Consider the following 18,375-nt stretch of genomic DNA (forward strand, 5'->3'; position numbering starts at 1 on the left):
TTGAGACCTAGACACCTCTCTCAACGGCACGGGGACCCTGTCCGTTGCTTACGGTCCCGCCGTCACCCGTCCGGGGGCCACTCTGAAAACCCTCACTGAATGGCGTGCCGGAATCCACCTGCCGCCACGCCACCTCACGGGACATCACGACTCTGCGGTGGTGATCCACTATGGCCCAGGGTCGTGTGGTTGCTCAATGTCTGGAACGCGCACTGCCTGCACATCCCGCGACCTGCGGCTCTATCGCTGGTGCAAGCAGTTCAACTGTGTCCGTGCAGCAGTTGAACATCCACTGGATGGCGCAACCTTGACGCTTGCGAAAGCTCGTGACAGCGTGACATCCGCCTGAAAGTATGTCACTCGATCCCCTGTCGAAAATCCAGGGACCGAGCCAAGGCGGCCGTCTTTCGACGATGCTGATCCGTCGCATACCGGTCGCTCACCCGGCGCATTCCCTATTCCTGGATTGGAACACACTTCCATCCCGGCTACCAAGAGAACCTGTGAGGCACACCCGCATGCGCAGTGAGCCGGCCGAGCAGCCGGAGATCAACCTGGTGGATCCCACGCTCTATTCGGACGGCGACCCGTTCGTGCAGTGGCGATGGCTCCGCGACAACGATCCCATGTACTGGCATCCGCCCACGGAACTCCCGGGCTTCTGGGCACTGACCCGGTACGAGGACATACGCACGGCCTACCGGGACTCCGAGACCTTCAGCTCGGCCCAGGGAATTCTCCTGCGCCCCACCGACCACGGCGCCGACCCCGGGGGCGGGCGCACCCTTGCCCTCACGGACCCGCCCCGGCACGGCAAGCTGCGCGGTCTGGTCGACTCGTGGTTCGCCGTACGGTCGGTGCGCGAGCTCGAGGCGGAGATGCGGGACGTGGCCCGAACCGTGGTCGATGCCGCCGTGGAGCGGGAGAGCTGCGACTTCGTGACGGACATCGCCGCGCGTGTGCCGCTGTATGTGATCTGCAAGATGATGGGTGTCCCGGACTCCGACTGGGAGCGCCTCTACACCCTGACGAGTCAGGCCTTCGGCGCCGGGGACCCGGTCGCCCGCAGGTTCGCGCACCTGGAGATCCTTGGGTACTTCGAGGAGCTGCAGGACGCGAAGGCGGACGATCCCGCCGACGACCTGGTGAGCGTACTGGCCACGGCGAGCATCGACGGGGAACCGCTCGGCGCCGAGGACGTGATCCTCAACTGCAACAACCTGCTCGTCGGGGGCACCGAGAACACACGCATCGCTGCCGCCGGGGGCATGCTGGCGCTCCTAGAGCACCCTGAGCAGTGGCAGCGTCTCTCGGACGACCCGTCGCTTCTGCACCCGGCCGTCGAGGAGATCCTCCGCTGGACGTCCACCGCCACGCACATCATGCGTACGGCGGTGCGGCCGGTGGAGATCCACGGGCGACGTGTGGCGGCCGGCGACCGGGTCACGTTCTGGCTTCCCTCGGCCAACCGCGACGAGCGGATCTTCGACGATCCGGACCGGTTCGACATCACCCGGAAGCCCAACCGGCACCTGGCGCTGGGCTTCGGTGAGCACTTCTGCATCGGCAGCATGCTGGCCAGAGTCGAACTGCGGCTGGTGTATCAGGAGTTGCTGTCCCGCTCGATCCGCGTGGAGCTCGACGGTGAGCCGAAACTGCTCGATTCGATCGTGGTCAACGGGCCGGAGCAGCTGCCCGTCAAGCTGATCGCGGCGTGAGCGCCGTCGGCTGACGGTTCGGCCGTCTGCGGACGAGCGACCGCCCCGGCTCCCGAGGGAGCCGGGGCGGTCGCTCGTCAGTCTTCGGTGCGATGTTCGCAGGGACCGAGACCGGTGATCATGTGGTGCCGTTCCGGCCCATGTTCTCGAACTGCTTTTCCCAGGCGGCGTGCTTGTCCTTGGCGCCTTGGACGAACGGCGTACTCGCGATGTACTTCAGCGCCAGGCGGTTGAGCACCGAGTAGGGGAATTTCAGTGGACGGACGATGTCCATGAACAGGACCACGCGGTCCTCGTCGGTGTCGTTCCAGGCCTCGTGCGGGAAGGTGTCGTCGAACACCATGCTCTTGCCTTCTCGCCAGTGGGCCGTCTCGCCGCCCACGCGGATGCCGCAGGCGTCCTGGGGCGAGGGGATCTTCAGGCCCAGGTGGTAGCGGAGCACCCCCTTGTAGGGTCCACGGTGCTCGGGCAGGCGCTTGCCCGGGCCGAGAATCGAGAAGAAGGCGGTGGACAGGCCGTCGACCTGTTCAAGGAGCGCGATCGTCCGGGGGCACCGCTCCCGGTTGGTCTCGAAGTCCACGCCGTACCCGGCGAAGAAGTACGTCTTCCACTGGTCGTCCTGGGTCAGGAAGCGCTGATCCTCCGAGATGTCCTGAAAGTTGGGCAAGGCGTCGCGATGCGCGAGCAGCTGGTCCAGTTCCCGGCGGATGTCGCGCCAGTTCTCCTCGAGGATCGCGGACCATGTGAACGTGTCGTCGGGGAAGAACGGCTTGTCCCCGAGGGGGGACGTGGCTGCCATGCGCCGCTCCAGCCAGGCGATCGATCTCCAGATGTGTCGGCTCGCGAACTGGCCGACCCGGGCACGTAGTTTGGGCACGGTTACCTTTCCTGTTCCGTGGCAGGCGGGTGAACGGGCGTGCGCCGCTCGGTCGCGGCCTCGGAGAAGCGCCCGACCTTGTCGAGCACGTCGGAGCTGTACAGGCGCAGCGACTGCTGGAGCGCGAACTCGGCCATGTACTGGCGGAAGGCGTCGGGTGACTCTTCGGCCAGGTTGAGCATCCGCCGGTTGGCGAGCACGGCCGATCCCTGGAAACGTTCGACGGCTCCTTCCACGGCGGCGTCCAGGTCGCCGTGGTCGTGGACCTCGTCGATCAGCAGCCGGGCGTCGGGTTCACTCGCGAAGATGCGCCGGCCCTCCAGGATGATCTGCCGGGCCAGGCGGGGCCCGGCAGCGCGGGTCAGCCGGTAGTTGGAGGCTCCGGGGATGATTCCTTCCTGCGCGGCGGGCAGCGAGACGTAGGCGTCCGCGGCAGCGATCACATGGTCGAAGGCGAGCAGCAGCTGACAGCCGCCGCCGATCGCGAAAGTGTCGACCACGGCGATCCACGGCTTCTCGACAGTGCGGGAACGCCAGGCCGTGTCGTCGTCGGTCAGGACGCCGCGCACCAGTTTGTGGATGTAGCCGAGTTCGCGGCGCAGCAGGAAGTCGGTCAGGGAGATGCCGCCGCCGTGCAGTGTCTTCAGGTTGATGCCCGCGCTGAACACGCGTCGGCCGCGGTAGCGGGGGTGGGTCATCTCGCCGCCGCGGACCAGGCCGACTTCCACGGCCGGATCGAGGAGGGCCAGGTCGACCGCGGTCTCCATGTCGTCGACCTGCTGGTTGTCCTCCGCGTTCAGCGCGTCTTCGCGGCACAGGGTGAGGCGGGCCACGGCCCCCGTACGTTCCAGGCGTACGGAGGGGAGTTCGATCTTGCCGGTGCGGCTGAACTCGGGGAGCAGGCCGAGGGCGCCGGGGGTCGGACGGAGCATCGCGTCGAGCAGGTGCGGGCCCGCCTGCGGCGAAAGCAGGACGTGCTGCAGGAAGATGCCCTGGTCGACCTCGCGGCCTTCCTTGTGCGCCTGCGGCCGGGCACGCTCGTCGGCGAGCTGCTCGTCGGTGGGTACGAGGCCGGGGAAGGACGTGGCCGCTGCGCGGGCGAGTTCGGTCACCCGCAGGTGGCGGGTGCGGCCGACGGTGAGTTCGTCGTAGACGGCGTCCACGTGGGCCGCCAGGAACGCGGTGCGCAACGTGCGGGTGGCGTCGATCGCTGCGCAGGCGGTGTTGCGCTGCTCCAGTGACCGGTGTTCCGGAACGGGCAGGGCGTGCAGCACCTCGTCGGTGTGCTGCGCCGCCCGGGCGATCACCGTACGGGCCTGGTCAAGGCCGGCCCGTACGGCGCGCAGGTCATGGCCGGGCGTCACGCCGCCGCCTCGGTGGCCGCCCGGCGCAGGGTGAGGTCGCAGGCCGCCAGGTGGGTGCCGAGGGCCTCCTCGAATCCGGTGCTGGTGGCGTCGAACATCATCTGACGGCGGATCGCCAGATCGCTGCCCGAGAGGGCGCCGGTGCGCTCGGTGATCCGGGCCAGGCTGCCCGCGACGTCGTCGCTCACTTCGTCGATCAGGTGCAGGCCCAGCGCTTCGGCGGCGGCGATGGGGATGCCGAAGAGCACGGCCCGGCGGATCGCGGCGGTGCCGGCCGATTGGTTGGCAAGCCGGTACAGCGCCATGCCGGGCCACAGGGTGCCTTCGGCGGCGGACACCGTGAGGCGGACGGAACCGGTGGCGATGCGGTAGTCGGTCGCCAGGAGCGCGTCCAGAGCGAGGCCGCCGCAGCCGCCGTCGGCAACGGCGAGGGTGGGTACGGGCAGTCGCTCGAGACGCCGCAGCGCACGCTCCCACTTGCTGACGAGTGACACCGTCAGCTCCTCGGCCCACGGTGCGGCCGGGGTGCCGGAGACCTGGACAATCACGCGGTCCCGTCCGGCGCCGTCCTCGGCGCTGTTGCAGACGGCGGTGACGGCCGCGATGGCGTCGGCCGACAGGGGTTTGGTTCCATCGATCCGCAGGACCAGGTCGTCGGCCTCGAGCTGCGCGTCGATCTCGGAGATAGCGTTCATGACACCGTTCATCTGCTCGTTGTTCACCATTGCACCAGCGCTGTCTCGATGGTCGAGCCAGGGCCCATGGCCATCAGGACGCCGTAGTCGCCGGCCTGGACGACCCCTTCCCGGAGCAGCCGTTCGTAGGAGAACAGGAACGATCCGCTCGACAGGTTTCCGTAGTCACGTAGCACCCCGGTGGTATGGCGCACGTCGTGGCGGGTAAGGCCGAGGTTGACGCGGACCGCGTCGATGACCTTCTTTCCGCCGGAGTGCACGAGCCAGTGACTGATCTCGCTGCGGCGCAGTCCGGCGCCGTTGAGCAGGCGGTCGACGACCTGTTCGGCGTTGGCGCCGACCACGTAGGGGACCTGCGGGTCCAGATAGAAGCTGAACTTCCCCTGCTCGTCGTCCCAGTCGTAGCGCATCGCTCCGATGGCGTCGGTGATCAGGTGGCTGGAGAAGCCCAGGATCCGGGGTCCGCCGGGTGCGGCGGGCACATCGGCCGGGGCGTAGGCGGTTTCGGGGGCGTCGGCCATCAGGACGATCGCGGCGGCGCCATCACCGAAGAGGCTGTTCACGACGGCGGTGCGCAGGGTGTCGTCGATGACGTAGGCGGCCGAGCAGGCTTCCGTGCACAGCATGACGGCGACCTTGCCGGGGTTGGCAATGGCCCAACTTGCCGTGGCGTTGAGGGCGTTGACTCCGGCGTTGCAGCCCATGCCGACGACGTCGACGCGACTGGTCTTCGTCGGGATGCCCAGGTCGCGGATGAGGTGGGCGCTCAGGCCGGGAGTGAGGAAGCCGGTGGTGGTGGTGCAGCACACGTAGTCGACGTCGGTGACGTCGAGACCGACGTTGTCCAGGGCGGCACGCACGGCGCGGCCTCCCATGTCGAGGGCGAGGCGCTTGTGCTTGGCGAGGAGCTCGCCCTGGGCCTCGCTGCACAGGGCGCCGTCGGCAGCCCGTGGCGGGAGGGTGAGGAAGCGCCGTTCGATCGCGCTGTTGAGGAACACCGAGCGGACCTTGGGGTCCGTGATGGCGAAGAGGTCGAGCACCTCGCGCTGGGTGTAGGAGTGCTCGGTGGTGGCGGTGGCGACGCCAGCGATCCGGGCGGCGCCGGGAGACTTGCCGCGACCCGGGTCCACGGCGTCCAGGACGCCGGTGCCGGGAGCGGTCAGGGCTATGGTCATCGGTACTTCCACCCCCACATACGGGGCTTGCTGCGGTCGCGAAACTTTGCTGCCATCAAGCTGGTCACTTTCCGATAGGCGGTGGACACGTACGGGTCACCCGCGGCCCTGGGCCTCGGCTCTGATGAAGCGCGCGAGCCGGCCGACGCCCTCGACGATGTCCTCGTGGGTCAGATAGCTGACGGAGAGCCGGAGACTGCGGTCTCCGCCCCCCTGGGGATGGAAGTACGACATGGGCGTCCAGATGACGCCGTGTTCCTCCGCAGAGCGCACCAGTGCGGCGTCGTCGGCGGGGAAGGGAACGTCGATACCAAGGAAGAATCCGCCGCCGGGCTCGTTCCAGCGCACGCCAAGTGCCGCCCGGTCCCGCTCGGGGAAGTGCGCGTCGAGTCTCTTGAGTACGGCCTTCATGGCCGCGCCGTAGTGGGCGGAGGTCTCGGCATTGAGGTCCGAGGTCCGTCCGTCGGCCGCGAGCAGCATGCCCCCCACGGCGGCCTGGGCCAGCGGTGAGGTGTTCACCGTGACCATGCTCTTCAGCTTGGCGAGCTCGTCGGCCAGCAGGCCGGCGTTGCCCTCTCGGTCGACGACGGGCTGGTCGGCGACGGCGAACCCCACCCGGGCGCCTGGGAACAGAGTCTTGGAATAGGAGCCGAGATGGACGACGCGCCGTTCCCGGTCGAGAGACTTGAGGGTCGGCAGCTGCTGTCCGGGGCTGACGAGCCGGTAGGGACTGTCCTCCAAGAGGAGGATGTCCTCCCGGGCGGCCAGGTCGAGCAGCGAGTGCCGTTCCTGGAGCGACATGGTGTTACCCGAGGGGTTGGCGTGGTCGGGCACCACGTAGAAGGCGCGGGGGCGGCGGCCGCGGGCGCGCACCGCCTTCAGCGCCGTCTCCAGTGCCGCGCAGTGGAATCCGTCGGCGCCCTCCGGGACGGGGGTCGGCTCGAAGCCCAGCATGCGGGCGGCGCCGGTGATCCCGGGGTAGCAGGGGGTGGAGATCAGGAGCACGTCCTCGGGTGTCGGGACGAGGGCGCGCAGGGCGAGGAACATCGCCTCCTGGCAGCCCACCGTGACCACGATGGCCTCGGGCGGCACGTCGATGTTCTCGTCCTTGCGCAGCGAGTCGGCGATGAGTTCGCGGATGCGGCCACTGGTCGGGCCGTACTGGAACAGTGCCTCCCGGATCTCGGCGGGCGAGGCGCCCTGGTCCTCCAGGTGCCGCAGGTACCGGCGGATGTGCGTGAAGATCTGCTCGACGTCGAAGAAGCCGTCGTACGGGCGGCCCGGCGCGAACGAGATCGCCTCGGGGTAGCGGTGGGTGATCTCGTTGAGGAAGTTCATGGTGTCGAGCACCGGATCGGAGACGCTGGTGTGCAGCTCCTCCTTCTTCAGCCGGGTCGCGGCCACGTGAGTGCCTCCCAGAAGGCGGGCGACCGCACCGGGTCGCCCGCCTCAGTCGTAGGGACGGGTGGACTCGTGCCCGACTACCAGCGCCATTCCTGCTGGCCGTAGAGGTGTCCGGACTTGATGTCGCGCTCCTTGCACCAGGTCATGAACTCTTCGATCTGCTTGATCTGGTACGTGTCCTCGGTGTAGGTGGTCGCCATGACGTGACCGAGCCACGGCTCCTCGCCCATGGCGTACACGTACGCCTCACGGGCACCGAGCTCCGTCATGATGGCCGCGGCCTGCTCCGCGTTCGACCCCGACAGCTTCCGGGAGTGGCTCATCTTCTTGGAGACCGGGATGGTCAGGAGTGCCTGGTACAGCCACGTCAGCGGCGCGCCGTCGCACTCCATGCCGAGGAACGCGATGTCTGCCGTGCCCAGGTGCTCCTTGACGTAGCGGTACAGCGTCGGGTCGATTCCGGAGGAGTCGGCGCCGATGTAGACCTTCTTGCCCGCGAGCTCCGCCCAGTACGTGGACTTGGCGCGGATGTCGAGATCGCAGTGCTCGCCCAGGAACGGGGTGGCGGTGACCTTGCCGCCGGGGAACTCCACTTCGTCGAAGTCGTCGACCTCGATGACCGGGAAGCCCTGGTGCTTGAGCATGAGCGCCATGGACGGGTCGGACAGGTTGCCGCGGGAGGAGCGCGGCACGACGATCGCGCCCACGCGCCCGCGCAGCTGGAGCAGCGTCTCCAGGACGACGTGGTCCTGGTGCCCGTGCGTGATCAGCACGAGGTCGATGAAGTCCGGCAGGTCGTCCAGGGTGTACCGGTCGCCGGCCGTGCTGTCCGCGCTGATGAACGGGTCGGTCACGATGGCCGCCTCGGGCGTCTGCAGCACCAGGCACGCGTGCCCGAAGTACCGGATGCGGCCGCCCGACTCGATGTGCCGGTCCGGCGACAGGCTCGGCCGGTCGGACAACAGGCCCGACAGCTGCTTCGCCTGCGCGTCGTCGAGCTCCAGCGCCTCCCGCAGCTTCGCCAGGCTCGTCGGATGCACGCGGGCCTTGAACAGCTCCTCGAGGCCCTGGTGCCGGAACGGCAGCGGCAGTTCGAGCACGTCCGGCGACGGCAGCCGCGGCGTGCTCAGAATGAAGGGACGCTCGTATCCAGGCTCGAGGGACAGCTGCACCGACTGGCGCGCCTCGCTGTACAGGCCGGTCTTGTAGACGACCGGCTCCATGAAGCGCATCTGCGCCTGGTTGTCCATGTCGTACGCCAGCTCCACCAGGCCGTTGAGCTCCGAAGGCAACTTCTGGTACAGCGGCGTCAGATCGAAACCGGTCGCATTCGCCCGCAGAATCTCCTGCCCCTGGGAGATCGCCTCGGCGAACGCCAGCATGTCCGCCCGGTCCCGCTTGATCGTCGCCAGCAGGTCGCGTACCTCGTCGGCGCGTTCTTCGGGGATGTTGATGAAATAGCCGCCGCGCAGCTCCGGGTTGTTGCTCGCAGCCACATGGACCTTCGGTGACTGCAAGTACGACTCGAGCAACGGCACCTGCAGGAACGCGAGATTCATCGCCGCCTGTACTGGTGCCAATGTGTGCGGCCAGACGAAGAACCTGTCGACCAGCGGCTCAACTATCGCCTTCGAACGCAGAAATACCGGCTCGTCCGACATCTGCCTCACCTCTCTTCGGGATTGCACGGGATGGGTGCGTCCCGGGCAGTGCGAATGCCAACTCACCACTGGCGGAACGCTTGACCGCGGAGACCACAAAGGAAGCACGGAAGCCGGACGTGCCGACACGCCTCGTCCCGTAGCCCACCCGAGCGCTACGAACAGCACTATGACGCGGGCTTCCTGGATGATCAATAGTGTCGGGAAGCGCTTGAACAGTCGACACCTTTGCGCGAACGCGCCCGTGGAGGCGGCGTCTTCAGTAGGCCGACGGGGTTCAAGTGTGGCAACGCGGCAGTTGAACACGCTCGTTCTTGCCATGTGCGCGGCAGTGAGGGAACAATGGCCGGTGCTGAGAATTCCAGCGCCCTTCCCAACGCCGTCCTGCGTCTATGCGGACTGCTCTGTTCTCCTTTTCCGCCACCGGCGTTTTACCGGTCATGCGCAAAGTCACGCCCGCATCGACCGGCTCTCCGCCGCTTCATTCGAACTCCGCCCGCAAAGGGGATGTCAGCTCGGTGACTCGCACAGAAGAGCCGGAGGTTCTGTATGAGAAGAAGGGGCACGTCGCCCATGTGACGCTCAATCGGCCGGCCGTGCACAATGCGATGAATCTGCGGACCCACGAGGAGCTGGCCAAGGTCTGGGACGACGTGGAGACCGATGACGAGGTACGGGTCGCCGTGCTGACCGGTGCGGGCAGCGGGTCGTTCTCGGTCGGACAGGACCTGCGTGAGCGGGCCGAGCTCGACCGGCGGGGAGTGCCCGCGTCGACGTTCGGCAGCCGCGGCCAGCCGGGATGGCCCCGCCTGACCGAGCGGTTCACCCTGACCAAACCGGTCATCGCTCGCGTGAACGGCTATGCACTCGGCGGAGGCTTCGAACTCGCCCTGGCCTGCGACCTCATCATCGCCTCCGATCACTCGGTCTTCGCCTTGCCCGAGGCGACCCTCGGCCTGGTACCCGGCGCCGGAGGTGCCTTCCGGCTGGCACGGCAGATCCCCCTCAAGATCGCGATGGGCTATCTGCTGACCGGTCGCCGGATGAGTGCGGACGACGCGCTGCGCCACGGCCTGGTGAACGAGGTTGTGCCGGAGAAGGACCTCGACGCGACCGTGACCGCATGGACCGATGCCGTGCTGCGCAGCGCTCCTCTGGCCGTGCGCGCCATCAAGGAAGCCGTGATGCGCTCCCTGGACCTTCCACTCCCCGAAGCCTTCGTCACACCGTACGCCTGGGAGCAGCGACGCAGGCACAGTGTGGATGCCCGCGAGGGCCCGCGCGCGTTCGCCGAGGGGCGTGAACCTGTCTGGCGCGCGAGGTGACGGCCGGCGAATGGCCCACGGACACCGTCAGCTGACGCATGGCAGGCGTGCGCGCTCGTGGCGCACCCGCCTGCCATAGCCCACCCGCCGCGACGGCGAGCCACGCACAGCGCCCGCCAGACGGCTGCTCGTGCTCCTGCGCTGAGTCCGGGCCACGGCTCATGGCTATGGCTATGGCTACGTACGCAGCCACACGGCCCCCGTTTCCGAACCGGTGCGGACGGGGTCCGGAGAAGTCTCCGATTCGACGAGATGGACCCCTGACCAGCATATTCGCTGACCAGGGGCCCCTACGGCTGCACCACCGTTTCACCCTTGCCGAGGACCGAAGCCCCCGGCGGTCTGCTTCCTGTGGCACTGTCCCGCGGGTCACCCCGGGTGGCCGTTAGCCACCACCCTGCCCTGTGGGGCCCGGACGTTCCTCGGGAAGCTCCCGTCAGGGGGACTCCACGCGGCCGTCCGCCCGGCTCGTCGGCCGTACCGGCCGTGAGCGGAGCCGCGGGCCGGCGGCAGTCGCGAGGACCGAGCCCGCGAGGATCAAGGTGAAGGCCGCCGGGATGCCGGGGGTCGGCGGCTGCTGGTGAGCGCAGCGGCACCTCGTCGCGCCGGGTTGCGAACCCCCGGCCCCCTACTTCAGCGCACCAGCGGTGAGCCCCTGCACCACCTGCCGCTGGAAGATGATGTACGCGGCGAGCACCGGCAGCATCGCCATGACCAGACCCGCGAACAGGCCCGACCAGTCGCCCTTGTACCCCTGGCTGACCGCCAGCTGCACCAGGCCCTGCGTGAGGACGCGCTTGTCGGGGTCGGTGTTCAGGACCGTCGGGAGCATGTACTGGTTCCACTGGCCCAGGAAGTTGAAGATGCCGACGCTGATCAGGCCCGGCTTGGCCATGGGCAGCATGATCTGGAAGAACGTGCGGCTGTGGGAGGCCCCGTCGACGAAGGCCGCCTCGGCGATCGACGTCGGCAGCGTGCGGAAGAACGCCGTGAGGAAGAACACCGTGAACGGCAGCGAGTAGGCGATGTAGACCAGGATCAGGCCGTGGATGGTGTTCAGCAGGCCCATGTTGTTCACGACGTAGAACAGCGGGACCAGCGCGAGCATGATCGGGAAGCTCATGCCGCCGATGAACAGGAAGTAGATGAAACGGTTGCCCGGGAAGTCGAAGCGGGCCAGGACGTAGGCCGCCATGGAGCCGAGGACCAGGGTGCCGATGAGCGAGCCGCCCACCACGAGGACCGTGTTGAGGAAGTAGTCGCTCATGTTGGCCTGGGTCCACGCCCGCGACCAGTTGTCGAAGTGCAGGGAGTCCGGGAGCGACCAGGGGGAGCTGAAGATGGAGCGGTCGTCCTTGAAGGACGTCATCACCGCCCACAGCAGCGGCATGACCACCATGAACGCCCAGATGACCAGGACGCCGTGGGAGAAGACGTTGAGGACCGTGCCCTCCTTCTTCTCCTTCACGGGTGGCGGCGGCCGGACGTCCGTCTTGGTGATCGGGGCTCCGGACTCGGCCGGGAGCGGCGCGGGGGTTTCGGTCGTCTTCATCGGTCAGTACTCCAGCCGCTCGCGACGGCCCAGCCGCATCACCACGGCGGCGAAGGCCAGCGTGACGACGAGCAGGGCGACACCGATGGTGGTGGCGTAGGCGGCCTGCCCGTCACGGAACGCCTTCTGGTACACGTACAGGACCATGACGGTGGTCGAGTAGTCGGGACCGCCCGGCCCGGTCGTCATGATCTGCACGACCGCGAACGACTCGGCGCCCAGGGCGAGGATGCCCATGTAGACCCAGCCGGACTGCACCGTGTCCCAGAGGAGGGGCAGGGTGACCCGGAAGAAGGTGGTGACGCGGTTCGCGCCGTCCAGGAGCGCCGCCTCGTACATCTCCGCCGGGATGGAGGCCATACCGGCGGAGAAGAGGACGACGAAGAAGCCGACCGTGGACCAGACGAGGACCGCCATCACGGCCCAGAGGGCCAGATCTGGGTCGCCTAGCCAGAGGGGCTGGACGTCGTCCAGGCCGATGCCGCGCAGCAGCGAGTTGAGCGCGCCGCTGTCCGGGTTGTACGCGAACGCGAACAACAGCGCGACGATGGCGATCGAGAGGACCTGCGGGAAGAAGTAGACGATCTTGTAGAAGGAGGAGCCGCGGACACCGGTGATCACCGGGCCGTTCTTTCTCTTTCTGCCGCCCACGTTGATCATGAAGGCGAAGAACAGCGCGAGGCCGATCGTCACCACCGGCAGCAGGAGGGCGAACAGCAGGCTGTGCTGCAACGACTTCCAGAAGATGTCGTCGTCGAGCATCCGGCTGTAGTTGTCGAAACCGACCATCTTGAATTCGGGGCTCAGGCCGGTCCAGTCCGTGAACGAGTAATAGATGGACTGGATGAACGGCCAGACCACGAAGAGCGCGTACAGTCCCAGGGGCAACGCGAGGAAGCCCACGATGAACCGGTACTTGCCGTGCTGCATCGCCACTCCGGTGCCGTGTGCGGAATATGGGTTTTCTGGTGCCGTTACTGGTGCTTGTAGTGCTTGATGGAGTCGTCCTTGGCGGTCTCGTCGGCGAAGCCCTGGATCTTCTTGACGGCCTCGGCGGGGGTCAGGCGGCCGGCCATCATCTCGCCCAGGCCGGAGACGCCGATCTTCTCCTTCTGCAACTGCACGTACCAGTCCTGCATACGGGGATTCACCACGTTCTCGCCGGCCTTGTCCAGTGCCGCGACACCGGATTTCAGACCGGGGGTGAGAGCGATGCCGTCGGTGCCGCCGTTGTATGCGGTCAGCGACTTCACCTTGCCGGTGAAGTTCTTGGAGGAGGCCTCGCTGAGCATGATGCGCAGCTGCTCCATGCCGCCGGCGGCGTTCTTGGCCTTGGCCGGGACGATGAAGGGTTCGCCGCCGGAGGCCCAGATGGTCCCGAAGGGCATCTTGTCGGAGGAGTCGATGCCGGTGGGCGCGGCGACGGCCAGGTCGAAGTCCTCCGGGATGACGTTGGCCGACTCGTTCTCCACCCAGGAACCGTTGGGGATGAACAGCGCCTTGCCCTCGGCCCAGGCGGTCTGCGACTGGATGTGGTCCAGGCCCGGGGTGCCCTTGAGGACGTAGCCCTTCTTGTAGAGCTCGTAGTACGCCTCGAAGCAGGCCTTGACGGCCGGGTGCTTCCAGGCGTTCGGCTCCAGGTTGTCGATCGCGTCGAGGACCTCGCGGCCGCCGACCTTGCCGATCATCGGGTAGAGCGAGAAGGGGAGGTAGTACGGGTATTTGCCCGCGTACGTCCAGCCCGCCATGCCCTTCTTCTTGGCCTTGGCGCAGACCGCGAGCATCTGGTCCCAGGTCTCCGGGTACTGCTCGTCGAGCGAGTCCAGGGCCTTCTGCGAGTACCAGACGCCGTACACCGTGTAGGCGTAGTACAGGATCCAGACCTTCTCGCCGTCGAACTGGCCCATCTCCACGATGCCGGGGCGCAGCGTGTCGCGGACCTTCTTGTTCGGGTCGTCGTAGGAGGGCGCGTCCAGCAGCGGGGTGAGGTCGGTGAGCTGGTTCTTGCCGACCAGGACGCCCATGTCCATCTGCTCGGCGCCGGAGTTGTCGATGAGGTCCGGCGGGGTGCCCTGGTTGAAGCGGGGCTGGAGGGTGGACTGGATCTTCTGGGTTGCGGAGAACTTCACCGAGGCCTTGGGGAAGTTCTTCTCGTAGATCTTCACGGCGTCCTCGGCGTACTCCTTGCCGAAACCGCCATCGAACAGGACGAATTCCATGCCGGCCGTGTCGTTGACGGCGAGCGGGTTCTTCGCGGTCTTCTTGCCGGCCTTGGCCTTGTCCCCGCTGTCGCCGCCGCTGCTGGCGCATGCGGACAGGAAGCTCATGGTGGGGACGGAGATCAGCCCGAGCGCGGCTGACCTTTTGATCAGATCACGGCGGCCGACACCCTCGGTGCCGTGGTTCTCGGCGGAAGTGGATCCCATGCTCAAGTCCTCGCCTTCTCCAGGACTCAGGCGGTGAACCGGATCCTTCCCGGCACCGCGATCGGGTCAAGCTGGGTCGTGCAGGAAAGTGCGGGTGGTGATGTGCGGATCGGGTGAAGCGTGCGACAGGTATAGTCCACTTCCCGCCAGCGGATCAACATCGAACACAGGGTTGGCCGTGGGTCTTATCCGAGTTGAGACCTCGCGGAAGTATGAGTGACCTGTGGGTGCTCCGCCGGAAATATCCCGGTCACCGCGCCCGAATGCCACAGGCAACACCCTTGACACTCCCCGCCACTTGGGCAACTACTGGTCCTTGCGCATCGATAGTGACAACGTTGTCCACTGCGCAGGGAGGGTACCCGTTGATGCAGCGGAAAGCTCGGCACAGATGGGGTTCGGCGGTCGTGTCGGCGACCGCCTTCGCTTTGGCCCTGGGGTCGCAGGGCGTTGCGGTCGCACTGCCGCAGGCCCCCGGGAAACCCGATCGGGGGTTCGCGTCCTCTTTCGAGGCGGACGACCCTGTTCCGGACTGGTCGAACACCGTCGACACCGGCCCCGACGGCCGCAAGCGCGCCTCGGGCGTCGACGGCGGCTACAGCAGCGGCATACCGGGCAATGTGACCGACCAGGTCACCGATGTCCGGGCCAGTGCCGAGAACTCGGGCGGCGGCGAGGTGAAGGAGAACCTCGTCGACGGCGAACCGAGTACCAAGTGGCTCGTCTTCGAGCCCACCGGCTGGGTCGAGTTCGATATGAACAAACCAGTCAAACTGGTGCGTTACGCGCTGACGTCGGCCAACGACCACGACGAGCGCGACCCGGAGGACTGGACCCTGAAGGGCTCCGCCGACGGCAAGGACTGGAAGACCCTGGACACCCGCTCCGGCGAGTCCTTCTCCGAGCGGTTTCAGACGAAGACGTACGACCTCGCCGAACCCGGCGAGTACCGGCACTTCCGGCTGGACGTCACCGGCAACAACGGCGGCGGTATCCTCCAGCTCGCCGACCTCCAGCTGTCCACGGGCGGCAGCGACGGGCCGGTCCCGCAGGACATGCTCTCCCTGGTCGACCGCGGCCCGAGCGGCTCCCCCACCGCCAAGGCGGGCGCCGGGTTCACCGGAAAGCGTGCCCTGCGCTACGCCGGCCGGCACACCGCCGACGGTCGGGCGTACTCGTACAACAAGGTCTTCGACGTGGATGTGGCCGTCGGCCGGAACACGCGGCTGGCCTACCGTGTCTTCCCGTCGATGGCGGACGGCGACCTCGACTACGACGCGACGAACGTCTCCGTCGACCTCGCCTTCACCGACGGCACCCATCTGAGCGAGTTGCGCGCGACGGACCAGCACGGCTTCCCGCTGACCCCGCGGGGGCAGGGCGACTCGAAGATCCTCTACGTCAACCAGTGGAACAACGTGACTTCGCGGATCGGGTCGGTCGCGGCCGGGAAGACCGTGGACCGGATCCTGGTGGCGTACGACTCGCCGAAGGGCCCGGCGAAGTTCCGGGGCTGGCTGGACGACGTGACCATCGAGTCCGTCGCCCCCGAGCGGCCGAAGGCGCACCTGTCGGACTACGCGGTGACGACCCGCGGGACGAACTCCAGCGGCGGCTTCTCACGGGGGAACAACTTCCCGGCGACGGCGGTGCCGCACGGCTTCAACTTCTGGACGCCGGTGACCAACGCGGGTTCGCTGAGCTGGCTGTACGACTACGCGCGAGCCAACAACTCCGACAACCTGCCGACGATCCAGGCGTTCAGCGCGAGTCATGAGCCCAGTCCCTGGATGGGCGACCGGCAGACCTTCCAGGTGATGCCCTCCGTGGCCGGCGGGACACCGGAGTACGGGCGGGAAGCGCGGGAGCTGGCCTTCCGGCACGAGAACGAGACGGCTCGGCCGTACTACTACGGGGTGCGGTTCGAGAACGGGCTGAAGGCCGAGATGGCGCCGACCGATCACGCGGCGGCCCTGCGCTTCACCTACCCCGGCGACGACGCGAGCGTTCTCTTCGACAATGTCACCGATCAGGCGGGGCTGTCCCTCGACAAGGAGAACGGGATCGTCACCGGCTACTCGGACGTGAAGTCCGGGCTGTCGACGGGCGCCACCCGGCTGTTCGTCTACGGCGAGTTCGACCAGCCGGTGACCGAGGGCGACTCCAGCGGCGTCAAGGGCTATCTGCGCTTCAAGGCCGACGACCGGACCGTCACCCTGCGGCTGGCGACCTCGCTCATCAGCGTCGACCAGGCCAAGGACAACCTGCGCCAGGAGATCCCGGCGGGCCGGTCCTTCGAGGCGGTCGAGAAGAGCGCCCAGCGGCAGTGGGACCGGCTGCTCGGCAAGGTCGAGGTCGAGGGCGCGACCCCCGACCAGCTGACGACGCTGTACTCCAGCCTCTACCGGCTGTACCTGTACCCGAACTCCGGGTTCGAGAAGGTCGACGGGAAGCACCGGTACGCCTCGCCCTTCTCCCCCATGCCGAAGCCGGACACCCCGACGCACACCGGCGCGAAGATCGTCGAGGGCAAGGTGTACGTCAACAACGGCTTCTGGGACACCTACCGGACGACCTGGCCCGCGTACTCGTTCCTGACCCCGTCGCGGGCGGGTGAGCTGGTCGACGGGTTCGTGCAGCAGTACAAGGACGGCGGCTGGACCTCCCGCTGGTCCTCCCCCGGCTACGCGGACCTCATGACGGGCACGTCCTCGGACGTGGCGTTCGCGGACGCGTACGTCAAGGGCGTCGACTTCGACGCGAAGGCGGCGTACGAGGCGGCGGTGAAGAACGCGACGGTCGTACCGCCGAACCCGGGCGTCGGCCGCAAGGGGATGACCACCTCCCCCTTCCTCGGCTACACGAGCACCGAGACGCACGAGGGCCTGTCCTGGGCGCTGGAGGGCTACCTCAACGACTACGGCATCTCCCGCATGGGCCGCAAGCTCTACGAGGAGACCGGTGAGCGCCGCTACAAGGAGGAGTCGGAGTACTTCCTGGACCGGGCCCGCGACTACGTGAACCTCTTCGACAAGAAGGCCGGGTTCTTCCAGGGCCGTGACGCGAAGGGCGACTGGCGGGTCGAGTCCTCGAAGTACGACCCGCGGGTGTGGGGCCACGACTACACCGAGACCAACGGGTGGGGTTACGCCTTCACCGCCCCGCAGGACAGCCGGGGCCTGGCCAACCTGTACGGCGGCCGCAAGGCCCTCGGCGACAAGCTCGACGCGTACCTCTCCACCCCGGAGACGGCCTCCCCCGAGTTCGTCGGCTCCTACGGCGGTGTCATCCACGAGATGACCGAGGCGCGGGACGTGCGGATGGGCATGTACGGCCACTCGAACCAGGTGGCCCACCACGCCCTGTACATGTACGACGCGGCCGGGCAGCCCTGGAAGACGCAGAAGAACGTCCGCGAGGTGCTGTCCCGGCTGTACACCGGCAGCGAGATCGGGCAGGGCTACCACGGTGACGAGGACAACGGCGAGCAGTCGGCCTGGTACCTGTTCTCCGCGCTCGGCTTCTACCCGCTGGTGATGGGCAGCGGCGAGTACGCCATCGGCTCACCTCTGTTCACGAAGGCGACCGTGCATCTGGAGAACGGGCGCGAGCTGGTGGTGAAATCGCCGCGCAACAGCGCGAGGAACGTGTACGTGCAGGGGCTGAAGGTCAACGGCCGGACCTGGACGAAAACCTCGCTGCCGCACGCGCTGGTCGCCAAGGGCGGTGTCCTGGAGTTCGACATGGGCCCGCGGCCGTCGTCCTGGGGCACGGGCGGGCATGCCGCGCCCGTGTCGATCACCCGGGACGACGGAGTGCCGACGCCCCGCGCGGACGTGCTGGAGGGCGACGGTGCCCTGTTCGACGACACGTCGGCGACGGACGCGGCGGTGACGTCCGTGGACCTGCCGGTCCGCGAGGGCGGCGAGGCGGTCCAGTACACGCTGACGTCGTCGGCGGACCGGGCGAAGGCACCGGACGGCTGGACGCTCCAGGGATCCTCCGGCGGCACGGCCTGGAAGACGCTGGACCGGCGCTCCGGGGAGTCCTTCGCCTGGGACCGGCAGACCCGCGCGTTCACCGTGAAATCGCCGGGTACGTACGAGAGGTACCGCCTGGTCCTCGATGGTGAGGCCACCCTGGCGGAGGTCGAACTGCTTTCCTGAGCAGCCGAGTTG

General features: G+C 67.6%; 12 protein-coding genes and 1 pseudogene. 3 read left to right on the forward strand and 10 right to left on the reverse strand.

Annotated elements, in window-relative coordinates; genetic code table 11:
- Positions 1-518 precede the first annotated feature (518 nt).
- Entirely contained in the window at positions 519-1,718 is a 1,200-nt protein-coding gene (locus HNR57_RS36235) for a cytochrome P450 (protein ID WP_184567142.1), read from the forward strand.
- Between the two features lie 118 nt (positions 1,719-1,836).
- On the opposite strand, the gene HNR57_RS36240 is transcribed toward HNR57_RS36235, so the two are convergent.
- From HNR57_RS36240 to HNR57_RS36265, 6 genes are all read right to left on the reverse strand, one after another.
- Positions 1,837-2,517: an aspartyl/asparaginyl beta-hydroxylase domain-containing protein gene (locus HNR57_RS36240; RefSeq protein WP_184567144.1), complete on the reverse strand. Its 681-nt coding sequence runs from the start codon at positions 2,515-2,517 to the stop codon at positions 1,837-1,839.
- Positions 2,518-2,597: 80 nt separating this feature from the next.
- Entirely contained in the window at positions 2,598-3,959 is a 1,362-nt protein-coding gene (dpgC, locus tag HNR57_RS36245) for a (3,5-dihydroxyphenyl)acetyl-CoA 1,2-dioxygenase DpgC (RefSeq protein WP_313675763.1), read from the reverse strand.
- A complete protein-coding gene (dpgB, locus tag HNR57_RS36250; protein ID WP_184567146.1) occupies positions 3,956-4,654 on the reverse strand; it encodes an enoyl-CoA-hydratase DpgB in 699 nt (232 codons plus the stop codon). The genes dpgC and dpgB overlap by 4 nt, the downstream gene beginning before the upstream one ends.
- A 23-nt stretch (positions 4,655-4,677) precedes the next feature.
- Positions 4,678-5,829 (reverse strand): 3,5-dihydroxyphenylacetyl-CoA synthase DpgA, encoded by a 1,152-nt coding sequence (gene dpgA, locus HNR57_RS36255; RefSeq protein WP_184567148.1) that lies wholly within the window; start codon positions 5,827-5,829, stop codon positions 4,678-4,680.
- Positions 5,830-5,925: 96 nt separating this feature from the next.
- Positions 5,926-7,233 carry an aminotransferase-like domain-containing protein gene (locus tag HNR57_RS36260; RefSeq protein WP_313675766.1) on the reverse strand — a complete coding sequence of 436 codons (1,308 nt, stop codon included), beginning with the start codon at positions 7,231-7,233 and terminating at the stop codon, positions 5,926-5,928.
- A gap of 77 nt (positions 7,234-7,310) precedes the next feature.
- Complete coding sequence (locus tag HNR57_RS36265; RefSeq protein ID WP_184567150.1) at positions 7,311-8,894, reverse strand: MBL fold metallo-hydrolase; 1,584 nt, start codon at positions 8,892-8,894, stop codon at positions 7,311-7,313.
- A 392-nt stretch (positions 8,895-9,286) separates the two neighbouring features.
- Between HNR57_RS36265 and dpgD the strand changes: the two genes are divergently transcribed.
- Positions 9,287-10,219 carry an enoyl-CoA-hydratase DpgD gene (dpgD, locus tag HNR57_RS36270; RefSeq protein ID WP_246555341.1) on the forward strand — a complete coding sequence of 311 codons (933 nt, stop codon included), beginning with the start codon at positions 9,287-9,289 and terminating at the stop codon, positions 10,217-10,219.
- Positions 10,220-10,655: 436 nt separating this feature from the next.
- Here dpgD and HNR57_RS40105 read toward each other — a convergent pair.
- From HNR57_RS40105 to ngcE, 4 genes and pseudogenes are all read right to left on the reverse strand, one after another.
- Positions 10,656-10,787, reverse strand: a pseudogene (locus HNR57_RS40105) (DMT family transporter); the annotation flags it as partial.
- Between the two features lie 60 nt (positions 10,788-10,847).
- The gene (locus HNR57_RS36275) at positions 10,848-11,771 is read right to left on the reverse strand and encodes a carbohydrate ABC transporter permease (protein WP_184567152.1); all 924 of its coding nucleotides are present in this window, start codon (positions 11,769-11,771) and stop codon (positions 10,848-10,850) included.
- A gap of 3 nt (positions 11,772-11,774) precedes the next feature.
- Entirely contained in the window at positions 11,775-12,701 is a 927-nt protein-coding gene (locus HNR57_RS36280) for a carbohydrate ABC transporter permease (RefSeq protein ID WP_033306840.1), read from the reverse strand.
- Between the two features lie 44 nt (positions 12,702-12,745).
- Entirely contained in the window at positions 12,746-14,197 is a 1,452-nt protein-coding gene (ngcE, locus tag HNR57_RS36285) for an N-acetylglucosamine/diacetylchitobiose ABC transporter substrate-binding protein (RefSeq protein WP_184567154.1), read from the reverse strand.
- Between the two features lie 368 nt (positions 14,198-14,565).
- On the opposite strand from ngcE, the gene HNR57_RS36290 reads away from it, so the two are divergent.
- The gene (locus tag HNR57_RS36290) at positions 14,566-18,363 is read left to right on the forward strand and encodes a GH92 family glycosyl hydrolase (RefSeq protein ID WP_184567156.1); all 3,798 of its coding nucleotides are present in this window, start codon (positions 14,566-14,568) and stop codon (positions 18,361-18,363) included.
- Positions 18,364-18,375 lie beyond the last annotated feature (12 nt).

Origin of the sequence: Streptomyces paradoxus (assembly GCF_014202475.1) — a bacterium.
Lineage (GTDB): Bacteria > Actinomycetota > Actinomycetes > Streptomycetales > Streptomycetaceae > Streptomyces > Streptomyces paradoxus.